Source organism: Bacillus cereus group sp. N8, from assembly GCF_016483685.1.
Lineage (GTDB): Bacteria > Bacillota > Bacilli > Bacillales > Bacillaceae_G > Bacillus_A > Bacillus_A proteolyticus.
Genome location: NZ_JAEHBK010000001.1, coordinates 764730 through 776257, shown reverse-complemented (window position 1 = coordinate 776257; position 11528 = coordinate 764730). Strand labels below are relative to the sequence as shown.

The following is an 11528-nucleotide window of genomic DNA, read 5'->3' as shown; positions in this document are numbered from 1 at the left end:
CCACCCCCCCCTCTCGCGCCCCCCCACGGCGTCCTGGGAACGCGGCCGCTACTGGACCTCAAGGTGGTCCAGGTAACACGGGTGCTACTGGACCTCAAGGTGCTCAAGGTAACACGGGTGCTACTGGGCCTCAAGGTACTCAAGGTAACACGGGTGCTACTGGACCTCAAGGTACTCAAGGTAACACGGGTGCTACTGGTGCCACTGGACCTCAAGGTGTTCAGGGTAACACAGGTGCTACCGGTGCCACTGGATCTCAAGGTGTTCAAGGACCAACGGGTGCTACTGGTATAGGAGTTACCGGACCTACTGGACCTAACTTCCCAGTAGCGACAATCGTTGTAACAAACAACATCCAACAAACAGTACTCCAATTTAATAACTTTATTTTTAGCACTGCAATTAACGTAAACAACATTATCTTTAACGGCACAAATACAGTTACTGTTATTAACGCTGGTATTTATGTAATTAGCGTATCTATTTCTACAACTGCGCCAGGATGCGCTCCACTTGGAGTAGGAATTTCAATTAATGGAGCAGTTGCTACTGACAACTTCTCTTCAAATCTAATAGGCGACTCACTTTCATTTACTACAATCGAAACATTAGCTGCTGGAACAAACATTTCTGTCCAATCTACTCTTAACGAGATTACGATCCCTGCAACAGGAAACACTAACATCCGTCTTACTATATTTAGAATCGCTTAAATTTCACTATTTATTGTTTAAAGCAAATAAAAAAAGAGCGAGAAACTCGCTCTTTTTTATTATGTACAATAATTCATTACTACTCTAATTCAATTGAAACATTTTTTTGAGGTACAAATGTAGAAATTGCATGTTTATAAATAAGCTGTTGCTTACCTTCTGTTTCCAGTAGGACTGTAAAATTATCAAATCCTTTAATTAATCCACGAAGCTGGAAACCATTTAATAAGTACAGCGTAACGAACGTATTCTCTTTACGGAGTTGATTTAAAAACTGATCTTGAATATTGATTGATTGCTTCATGTCGAATCCTCCTCTTTTTCTCTACTTAATATTATTCGACTTTAGTTGTAACTTTCCTTCTATGTATCGTAAAATTTCTGACGTTTTTTCACCATCCGTAACATCAAACCATGCGACATCCATTTTATTGCGGAACCATGTTAATTGACGTTTGGCATAACGGCGTGAATTCGTCTTTAATTGTGACACCGCTTCTTCTAAAGAGACACGATTCTCAAAATAACCATATATCTCCTTATACCCAATCGCTTGAATAGATTGACAATCTCGCATCCCTCTATTATACAGCCCTTCTACTTCCTCTAATAAACCTTGTTCCATCATTAAATCCACTCGTAAGTTAATGCGATCGTATAGCATTTCTCGATCCATTGTCAAGCCAATTAATGAAACATCATATAATAACTCGTTTTCTTGTTTTTTAAGTTGATCACTCATTTTTTCGCCCGTCGTGTGGAAAATTTCTAACGCACGAATGACACGTCGCACATTATTTGCATGAATACGCTCCGCGCTTTCTGGATCTACTTCTTGCAATTTTTTATGTACATATTCCACACCACGTTCTAAAGCTAACTTTTCCATTTGTTCTCGGTATGTAGCATCACCAGCATCATCTGTAAACTGATAATCGAATAAAACAGATTGTATATAAAGACCGGTTCCCCCAACTATAATTGGTAATTTACCACGCTTTGTAATTTCTCGAATATGTTTACGAACACGTTCTTGAAATTCCGCAACTGAAAATGATTCTTCCGGATCTTTTATATCGACCATATAATGTGGAATTCCATCCATCTCTTCTTTTGTTACCTTTGCAGTTCCAATGTCCATCGTGCGATAGATCTGCATGGAATCACCACTTATAATTTCACCGTTCAACGCTTTTGCAAGATCGATACTTAACTTCGTCTTCCCAACAGCAGTGGGTCCAATTATGACAGCAACTTTTTCACGTTGCACTTCTCCCATATCATTCAACTCTCTTTATGTAATGTACTCCATCTAATCATTATACCCAATCTTACCAATTTTAATGGTGTGATTGCAAGTTCTTTGAATTCGGTACATGAAATTATATATATAAAAAAAGAACATAGTTTGTCCAATTTAGCATATACATGATTAAAAATAGCTCGGAGAGGGTGCAATGACTATGAAGCAAACCACTATCGCTTTTTCATCATTAATAAAAGAGCTCATTTTAGCTACTGCTACAAAAGAACAAAATTGTTCACAAGAAGAATTATACTTTGCCTTAAATTGTTTACTACGTTCCTTTCATTCTACCCTTCAAGAAACGACGTTACATCCAGAAAATAAAAATGTTGAGTACATGCAAACTCAATTTTGCAGCGCGTATAAAATTATTACAGGTAAAACAATTTACCCTTTTTAATAATCTTTAATAAAAAAATGGCTGCTTAGACATTTTCAAGCAGCCATTTTTTATTTTAATACAGCTAAATTATTGTATAACTTTCACTTTAACGGATTTACGACCCCAACTATCCGCATTACTATCTGAACCAACTAAAACATCAATACGGTTTCCTTTAATCGCGCCACCAGTATCTCCAGCAATTGCTTCTCCATACCCTTCTACCCATACTTTTGATCCAAGAGGGATTACTTTCGGATCAACAGCAATAACTTTCATGTTTGGATTCGCTGTTAAATCATGACCCATTGCAGTTAACACTCGACCACCATATGTGCCATTTTCACCTGGATTCGCTGTGTACGCTGTCGCTTCTACCGTTATTTCACGACCACCAGCCGGTGCACTTGTTTCAGTAGATTTCGCCACTGGTTTAGCTGCCGGTTTAGCTGTTTGCTTCGCCTGCGCTACTGGTTTACTTGATTCTTCACTCTTAGCAGGTGCTTTCCTGTTAACTGCCGTATCATTTTTAACCGCCGTTTTCACCTTAGTTGGTGCTTCAGTTTGAGCTGGAATTTCTTTTCTTTCAACAACAGGTGCTGTACCTGTTAAAAATGGTACGTGAACATATGCCGCTTTCCCACCATATTCGAATTGTAACCATTCGTTTTGCACTTGATTTGTCGTTTCAATCACGTCATCTTTTTTTAGCGTGCCAAGAATTTCTGAATCCGTATTTGCACCAGTACGAACGTTTAATACGTTTGCTGTTACATAGTAAGTACTTTTCGTAAACTCAGTACTTACAAACGCTTCTTTACCGTCTAATTTAATTTTTGACCATCCGTTTTCTGTATTTATAACATCTAATTTATTTCCACTTAACATTTTACCTACAAGTTTTGATTCTACAGTTGGGTTTTCTCTAACATTTAATACATCCGTTGTTACAATCGTTTCCGCTTTTGCAGAACCTGCAAAAATCCCAAGACCAAAAACTGCTGCTGTTGCTATACCTAATAATTTTTTCATGAATAGCCTCCATTTGCTTTGTTTTCGTATTTTCATTATAGCAACAGATTTTGGGGATTTTTAGAAATCACACAATTACAAAGCATTCGTAATATATGATTAATGAGCTGTAACATAAATTTCCATATTCATAAAGTGCATTTCCAATAGAATCCCCAATAGTTTTCATATATTTTCCACATAGGAGCATGAGAATCTTTTCCAGAAAAAATTACAGTATTACTGTTTTGTTACAAAAAAATCACGTTTCATTACATCTTTTACCAAAATTCATCATTCTCCAACTATTAACCTACTTTTTTGTAATAAAAAAGGAACAACTCCTATTAGCTGTCCCTTTTATCATTTATTTAACTTTCTTTTTCCAAACACCTATCATAACCGCTGAAACAATCGTTCCAATTAATATAGAGAAAATATATAGCAACGGTTTATTTACTAATGCTATAACAAACAACCCACCATGTGGCGCCGGTAATGTAATTTGGAATAACATAGATAACGCACCCGCAATACTTGAACCAACAACACAACTTACAATTACTCGAATCGGATCTGCAGCTGCAAATGGAATTGCACCTTCTGTAATAAACGATGCTCCCATAATATAATTTGTTAAACCAGATTTACGTTCCGCTTCTGTAAACTTCGATTTAAAGAATGTAGTTGCAAATGCAATTGCAAGTGGAGGTACCATACCACCAGCCATAACAGCAGAGTGCACTCCAAAGTTCTGCGCTTCTATTGCAGCAATACCAAATGTAAATGCCGCTTTATTAATTGGACCACCCATATCAATTGCCATCATACCACCTAAAATAAGACCTAGTAATATAGCATTTGTACCGTTCAAACCATTTAACCATCCTGTTAACATTTCATTTAATGCTACTACAGGTGGATTTACTACTTTTTGCATTACAACTCCTGTAATTAACAACCCAAAGACTGGATATAACAAAACAGGTTTAATTCCTTCTAACTGTGCCGGTAATCCTGAAAATAATCTTTTCAATCCTAAAACAACATATCCAGCTAAGAAACCAGCAATTAATCCACCTAAAAATCCAGCATTCGCATGTGCCGCTAAAAATCCTCCGACAACACCAGGCATAAAACCAGGACGATCAGCAATAGAACTCGCAATAAATCCAGCTAGAATTGGTACAAGGAATAAAAACGCCCCTGTTTTCCCTCCACCAATAGACATGAACAATTCAGCTAATGGACCTTCCGCCTTTATACCACCAAACGAAAACGCTAGCGCTATTAAAATTCCACCGCCAACAACAAACGGAAGCATATTACTTACACCGCTCATTAAATGCTTATAAATTCCTAATCCTTTTTCTTTCTCTACACTTTCTGTCTTCCCATTCTCTTCTACACCTTTAAAGATTGGCGCATCTTGTTTTACAGCTCTATTAAGAAGGACTTCAGTTTTTCTAATACCATCAGCTACTGGCACTTGAATGACACGCTTTCCAGCGAAACGGTTCATTTCTACTTGTTTATCTGCAGCGACAATAATTGCTGTTGCACGATTAATATCTTCTTTCGTTAAACCGTTCTTTACACCTGTTGATCCATTCGTTTCAACTTTAATCGCAATCCCTAACTCTGCTGCTTTTGCTTTTAAACTATCCGCAGCCATATATGTGTGAGCGATACCAGTCGGACAAGCTGTAACAGCTAATACGTATGGTTCATTCCCTTCCGGCTTTGCTACTTCAACTTCTTCTTTTTCATTCTCTTTTTCATCAAATAAACGGAGAAGTTCATCCTCATCCTTCGCTTCTAACAATTGCTTGCGAAACCCTTCATCCATCAATAACGTAGAGAGACGAGATAACGTTTCTAAATGAGTATTATTTGCCCCTTCACTCGCAGCGATCATAAAAAACAGATGTGCCGGCTGTCCATCAAGCGATTCATAGTTGATACCGCTTACACTTCTACCAAAACAAATCGATGGTTGCTTAACTGCCCTCGTCTTCGCATGAGGTATTGCAATACCTTCCCCAATTCCAGTCGTACTTTGGGACTCTCGCTTTAAAATAGCTTCTTTAAATTCAGCCTTATTATTTAAACGATCGGCACCACTTAATTTCTCAACTAATTCATCTATGACAGCTTCTTTATTTGAAGCTGTCAAATTCATAATGACTGTATTCCTTTTTAATAGTTCTGTAATTTTCATATGTTGCTTCCCCCTATCGCTTTGTAACAATTACTTGCGACAATAATTCTTCTACTTTTTCCTTTGTACATAAATCTGCTGAAAATGCTGTTGCACTCCCTGTTGCAACGCCATATTGAAATGCCTTTTCAATATCTTTTGTTTGTTCATATTCCCCTACAAATCCTGCAACAAGAGAATCTCCTGCCCCAACTGAGTTAATAACAATGCCTTTCGGAACAGTCGCCTCATATATACCTTCTGCCGTAAACAATAAAGCTCCATCTCCTGCCATTGATACTATAACGTGCTGTACACCTTGTTCGATTAATTTTCTTCCATACGGTAAAATGTCTTCTACTGTTGAAATCTCCACTCCAAATAACTCACCAAGTTCATGATGATTTGGCTTTATTAAAAACGGCTTATTTTTAATTACATGCTGCAGCGCACTACCACTTGCATCTACTACTACACGAATACCTTTTTCTGCTCCAAACGCTGCGATTGATTCATAAAAGGTATTTGGAATAGAAGCTGGTACACTTCCAGCTAGTACAACACAATCTCCAAATTGCATACTTTCGATTTTTTTCATTAACTGCCCAAATTGCTCATCTGTCACACTAGGACCCTGTCCGTTTAATTCTGTTTCTTCTTGTCCTTTTATTTTCACATTAATTCGAGAATCTCCGTCTACTTGGACGAAGTTTGTTGTTACACCTTCCGTCTGTAATACATCTTTAATAAATTGACCGGTAAATCCACCCGTAAATCCGAGTGCTACATTTCCAACACCTAAGCGATGAAGAACGCGAGAAACATTAATCCCTTTTCCTCCAGGAAACTTCATATCTTTCTCTGCTCGGTTTACTGTTCCTAAACTGAAAAAATTAACTTGTACTACATAATCAATAGATGGGTTTAAAGTAACTGTATAGATCATTGTTTATCAGCCTCAATTACATTTGTTTGTCTTTTATATTTTTCTAAATCAAGTTCTAAATGGTTTGTAATAATGCTTGCCTCTTCAACATTTGCAATTTTCGCAAACGCAACTTCTGAAAATTTACTTTCATCAATTAAGAAATACCCTTCGTTTGCTAATGTTAATGCCATTTGTTTCAAGAGTGCTTCTTCTGGATCTGGTGTTGTATACCCTAACTGTTCATGTACACCATTAGCTCCTAAAAAGCATTTATCAAAGCGGTACTTCTGCATACTTTCCTGTGCCATGGCACCAATTAAAGCTTTCGTCCTACTCTTCATCATTCCGCCTAGTAAATACGCCCGAATGTTATTTTCAACTAAAGCTTCAATATGCATAAGACCATTTGTAACAACAGTAACATCTTTATTTATTAAAAACGGAATCATTTCAAAAGTCGTACTTCCTGCATCTAAATAAATACAATCACCTTGTTCAACCAAGTTTGCCGCAAACCTTGCAATTTGTTGCTTTATATGAATGTTTTTGGATGATTTTTCAACCATCGTTGGCTCTTGCCCTTTTCCAGTTAATATAGAGGCACCGCCATGAACTCTTTTTAATAATCTTTGTTTTTCCAATTGCGCTAAATCACGACGAATTGTCGATTCAGAGCTTTCCGTTCTTTCAACTAATTGCTGCAATTTAACAATTTTCTGTTCCTTTACAAGTTGCAATATCATTTGATGACGTTCAGGAGTTAACATTTTATTCACCTCTCCTTTGATTACAGTATAATGAAAACGATCACAAAAATCAACCACAAACAACCAAAAATAATCATTAACAATCACAAACAGTTATAAACAACAAAAAAGAAACCTATTTGATACAATAATCAAATAGGTTTCTTCTCTCGATTTACTTATAAAGAAGCTTTATAAATTGCAAGAACATCGTCTTTATTTAATTTTTTAAAGTTACCGAATTCACCATAAGCCATCGCTTTATCCGCCATTAAGTCAATTTCATTTTCTCCAATAGCGTAATCAGCTAATGTTACCGGTGCTTCAATTGAAGTCCAAAATTGACGTAACGCCTCAATTCCCTCTAATGCAACCTCTTTATCTGTCTTCCCATCTGTTTCTACATCGAATACACGAATAGCGAACTGTTTAAAACGATTCACATTCTCATCCACAACATGCTTCATCCAGTTCGGGAATAAAATCGCTAGGCCACCTCCATGTGGTATATCATGAATTGCCGAAACTGCATGCTCAATATTATGAGTTGCCCAGTCTCCTTTTACTCCCATCGCTAAAATGCCGTTTAACGCCATAGTACCGCAATATAAAATTGTTTCCCTATGCTCATAATTTTCTAGATCACTTAAAAGCTTAGGAGCTGTTTCAATTACTGTTCTTAAAACAGATTCACAATAACGATCTTGTAGTTCTGTATTTGTTCCATGATGAAAATATTGTTCTAATACGTGTGACATGATATCTACCATACCGTAAATTGTTTGATCTTTCGGTACAGACGCAGTATGAACTGGATCTAAGATTGAAAACTGTGGGAAAGTAACCGGGCTACCCCAGCCATATTTTTCATTCGTTTCCCAGTTTGTAATTACAGATCCTGCATTCATTTCAGATCCTGTTGCTGCAAGAGTAAGTACAGTACCAAACGGTAACGTCTCACTTGCAAATGCTTTTTTCGTTACAATGTCCCATACATCTCCATCGTACTTACTACCAGCGGCAATTGCTTTCGTACAGTCGATTACACTTCCTCCACCCACTGCTAAAATAAAGTCGACTCCATTATCTTTACAAATTTGAATCCCTTTCTTTACAGTTGATACACGAGGATTCGGTTCAACACCTGTCAACTCAAACACTTCCGCATTTATATCCTTTAAAATAGAAACTACATTATCATAAATACCGTTTCTTTTAATACTTCCTCCTCCATATACGAGAAGAACTTTTTTACCGAACTGTGGAATTTCAGTTTTTAACTGCTCTAATTGTCCTTTACCAAAAATAAGTTTTGTTGGATTGCGAAATACAAAATTTTGCATATACCTTTACCATCCCTTCCATATAAAAAGCAACTATACTTTTGTATACCATATTTTTTAAATTTCACAAACAAATTTGCTTAACAAAAAAATCCCAGCCCTCAGGCTGGGATTTTTTATTGATAATAAGGTGAGATCATTAAGTAAACAATAACACCAGATAAGCTTACATATAACCAAATCGGCATCGTCCAACGTACAATTTTACGGTGACGTGTTAATTGATTCGTAAAACCAAATACAAGTGCGAACAAAGCAAGTGGTACGATAATCGCTGCAAGGATAATATGTGTAATTAAAATGAAGAAATACACATATTTAATGAAACCTTCTCCTCCAAAATGCGTTGCTGGTGCCAAGTAATGGTACGATAAATATGACACACAAAATAATAAAGTCGTTGTAAATGCTGCAAGAATAAAACCACGGTGCATTTTTACATTCTTTTTAATAATAGAGAATAAAGCTGCTAATAAAAATACAAACGTAAAACTATTAAAAATTGCATTTAACATTGGTAAGATAGTTACATCAAAATGTAATTCTCCTTCATAGCCAACAGGTCCAAAGAACAAAAATAAAATAATCGCGTTTACAATTACAGAAAGCGTTATCACAATAGGAGCATAGCTTTTCTGATTTGTTGATTGATCCACCAAATTGGTCACTCCTCTTCTTTCAAATATGTATAATTAACCTCACTATTTTAACATATTATTCACGGTGTAAATGTGACAATAGTTTGACACAGTAAGACAAGGCAAAGAAAAAACCCTTCTTAACAATACTTCTTAAGAAGGATTTTATCGCTTTATTATTCAAATAGCAATGCAATTAGTTTTTGTTAAAAAACGTACTGCTATATGCTTGAAAAATTTCAGACACTTGATATCCCATTAATGTAATTGCTGTTAATGAAAAGAAACCAATCATAAGAAATCGAAACCACATGTAAATCTCCTCCTTGTATTTAGCTTAAAAAACGTTCGCTATATTACAAGTTGAGTGGCACTCTTCATCGTCACTTTCCTTTTTCTTTACAATCGCTGTTATAAAACGAATCATAAAGAAGATAACAAAAGGAATTTGTTCATCATTTCTATTGGCATAGTTTAGCAACGGCTCACGTTGCAACTCGAACGGGGATGAGAAGGAATAGAACATACCTTGCTCTTCCACATATACGATTATAATTTTCATACAAAATACTATCCCAAGAAACGAAACAATATCTTGCCATTCTGTCGTATATAACAGGTTATACAGATCTAATACGTACTCTTCCATCATCATCCCCCCTTCCTTTTTTACCATTTTGCTCGCCTTCGTATAAAAAGTCAAGAAAAAAGTTTATATTCACTATGACAATAGTAATTACTCTTTTCTTTACTTAATATATGAATCTTTTCTAGCAATGATTGGATATACCTTTCTTCGAAAACAAGAAATTAGAATTGAACGGGTTCTTTATCCCCACTTTTAGGATTCAAAACCGAACTATTTTTATTTCTATTAAAAATAAAATAAGAAACTATAATAAGAACAGTAACAAGCATCGTTAAAAGTGCTTGTGAACGTAAAGATTCAATTGCAACCATTGCAACAAAAACTGCTATAATAGCGGCAATTGTAACATACGTTACATACGGGAAAAGCCACATTTTCACTTTCAAATTTTGTTGTTCTACTTTCCCCATTTTTTTACGTATCTTGAAATGTGAAACTGCTATAACGAGATAAACGAGTAACGCAATCCCGCCAGATGCATTCACTAAAAATAAAAATACTTTATCTGGAGATATGTAACTAAAAACAACTCCAATGTAAGCAAAGAAAGTTCCAAATAAAACCGCCCGAACTGGAACACCACTACTGTTCAATTTCAAAAATGCCTTTGGCGCATCTCCTCTTTCTGCCATTGAAAAAAGCATTCTTGAGTTCGTATATAAGCCCGAATTTAAACAAGAAAGGACAGCTGTTAAAACGATAAAATTCATAATTTGTGCTGCCGCTGGTATTCCTATATGTTCAAGCACCGCTATAAATGGACTTTTTAGTATGTTTGCTGAATTCCAAGGAAGGAGTGTAACAACTACAGCGATAGATCCAATAAAAAATACGAGAATACGCCAAATTACACTATTTGTTGCTGTTTTTACTGCTTTTACAGGTTCGGCAGATTCACCAGCCGCTACTGCAACAATCTCTGATCCCATAAATGAAAATATAACGACGGTAATTCCAAGCAGCACCGAACTTATACCATTTGGCATAAATCCACCTTGCCCTACTAAATTTGAAGTGCCAGGTGCTTCCGTTCCTGGTACAAACCCTAAAATCACAGCAAGACCAAGGCATAGGAACAAAACAATACTAATTACTTTAATAAATGAAAACCAATATTCAAACTCTCCAAATGATTTCACTGAAAAAACATTCGTCAACGTTAATAAAATTGTTAATAGTAAGCTTAATAACCATAGTGGGATTTGTGGAATCCAGTATTGAATGATACCAGCCCCTGCTGTAGCTTCTATTGCAATAACAATTACCCAGAAGAACCAATATAGCCACCCAATTGTATAACCCGCCCAGGGACCGATTGCTTCTCGTGCATATGTTGCAAACGAACCACTTGTCGGATTAATAGCTGCCATTTCCCCCAGCATTCTCATAACGAAAATAACTAGAAGTCCTGCTAATGCATATGAAACGATAGAACCTGGCCCTGCTGAATGCACAACTGCACCACTTCCGACAAACAAACCAGCTCCTATTACGCCGCCAATTGAGATCATTTTAATGTGGCGTATTTTGAGATCTTTCTTAAGATTTTTATCCAACTCTTGTACATCCCCTTCCAAACTTGATTTTGAAATTTATGTAAGAGTATTATGCG

Annotated in this window: 12 protein-coding genes; 2 read left to right on the top strand and 10 right to left on the bottom strand. The window is 36.3% G+C overall.

Going from position 1 to position 11528, the window contains the following annotated elements; all coding sequences use genetic code 11:
- Positions 1-713, top strand: a 713-nt coding sequence (locus tag JDS80_RS04075; RefSeq protein ID WP_199637143.1) for a Gly-Xaa-Xaa repeat protein, incomplete at its 5' end; no start/stop codon positions are given.
- A 79-nt stretch (positions 714-792) separates the two neighbouring features.
- Here JDS80_RS04075 and hfq read toward each other — a convergent pair.
- Positions 793-1017 carry an RNA chaperone Hfq gene (hfq, locus tag JDS80_RS04070; RefSeq protein WP_000813896.1) on the bottom strand — a complete coding sequence of 75 codons (225 nt, stop codon included), beginning with the start codon at positions 1015-1017 and terminating at the stop codon, positions 793-795.
- A 21-nt stretch (positions 1018-1038) separates the two neighbouring features.
- Entirely contained in the window at positions 1039-1992 is a 954-nt protein-coding gene (miaA, locus tag JDS80_RS04065) for a tRNA (adenosine(37)-N6)-dimethylallyltransferase MiaA (protein WP_098888202.1), read from the bottom strand.
- A gap of 184 nt (positions 1993-2176) precedes the next feature.
- Here miaA and JDS80_RS04060 point away from each other — a divergent pair, with 184 nt between their 5' ends.
- The gene (locus JDS80_RS04060; RefSeq protein ID WP_199637141.1) at positions 2177-2419 is read left to right on the top strand and encodes a hypothetical protein; all 243 of its coding nucleotides are present in this window, start codon (positions 2177-2179) and stop codon (positions 2417-2419) included.
- Between the two features lie 69 nt (positions 2420-2488).
- Here JDS80_RS04060 and entD read toward each other — a convergent pair whose 3' ends face one another.
- The 8 genes from entD to JDS80_RS04020 all read right to left on the bottom strand — a co-directional run bounded on the left by entD (position 2489) and on the right by JDS80_RS04020 (position 11472).
- Positions 2489-3433, bottom strand: coding sequence for a cell wall-binding protein EntD (gene entD / locus JDS80_RS04055; RefSeq protein WP_098888204.1), 945 nt, complete (start codon positions 3431-3433; stop codon positions 2489-2491).
- A 346-nt stretch (positions 3434-3779) separates the two neighbouring features.
- Positions 3780-5633, bottom strand: coding sequence for a PTS fructose transporter subunit IIABC (locus tag JDS80_RS04050; protein WP_199637139.1), 1854 nt, complete (start codon positions 5631-5633; stop codon positions 3780-3782).
- 13 nt (positions 5634-5646) lie between these two features.
- Entirely contained in the window at positions 5647-6558 is a 912-nt protein-coding gene (gene pfkB / locus JDS80_RS04045; RefSeq protein ID WP_071746710.1) for a 1-phosphofructokinase, read from the bottom strand.
- On the bottom strand, positions 6555-7307 hold the full coding sequence (locus tag JDS80_RS04040) for a DeoR/GlpR family DNA-binding transcription regulator (RefSeq protein WP_071746711.1): 753 nt from the start codon (positions 7305-7307) through the stop codon (positions 6555-6557). Before JDS80_RS04040 ends, pfkB begins: the two co-directional genes overlap by 4 nt.
- 158 nt (positions 7308-7465) lie before the next feature.
- Positions 7466-8629, bottom strand: coding sequence for an iron-containing alcohol dehydrogenase (locus JDS80_RS04035; protein ID WP_199637137.1), 1164 nt, complete (start codon positions 8627-8629; stop codon positions 7466-7468).
- Between the two features lie 116 nt (positions 8630-8745).
- Positions 8746-9288: a DUF420 domain-containing protein gene (locus tag JDS80_RS04030; RefSeq protein ID WP_002173006.1), complete on the bottom strand. Its 543-nt coding sequence runs from the start codon at positions 9286-9288 to the stop codon at positions 8746-8748.
- A gap of 316 nt (positions 9289-9604) precedes the next feature.
- Entirely contained in the window at positions 9605-9943 is a 339-nt protein-coding gene (locus JDS80_RS04025; RefSeq protein ID WP_116733488.1) for a hypothetical protein, read from the bottom strand.
- A 134-nt stretch (positions 9944-10077) separates the two neighbouring features.
- Positions 10078-11472: an amino acid permease gene (locus JDS80_RS04020; protein WP_199637135.1), complete on the bottom strand. Its 1395-nt coding sequence runs from the start codon at positions 11470-11472 to the stop codon at positions 10078-10080.
- Positions 11473-11528: the final 56 nt, after the last annotated feature.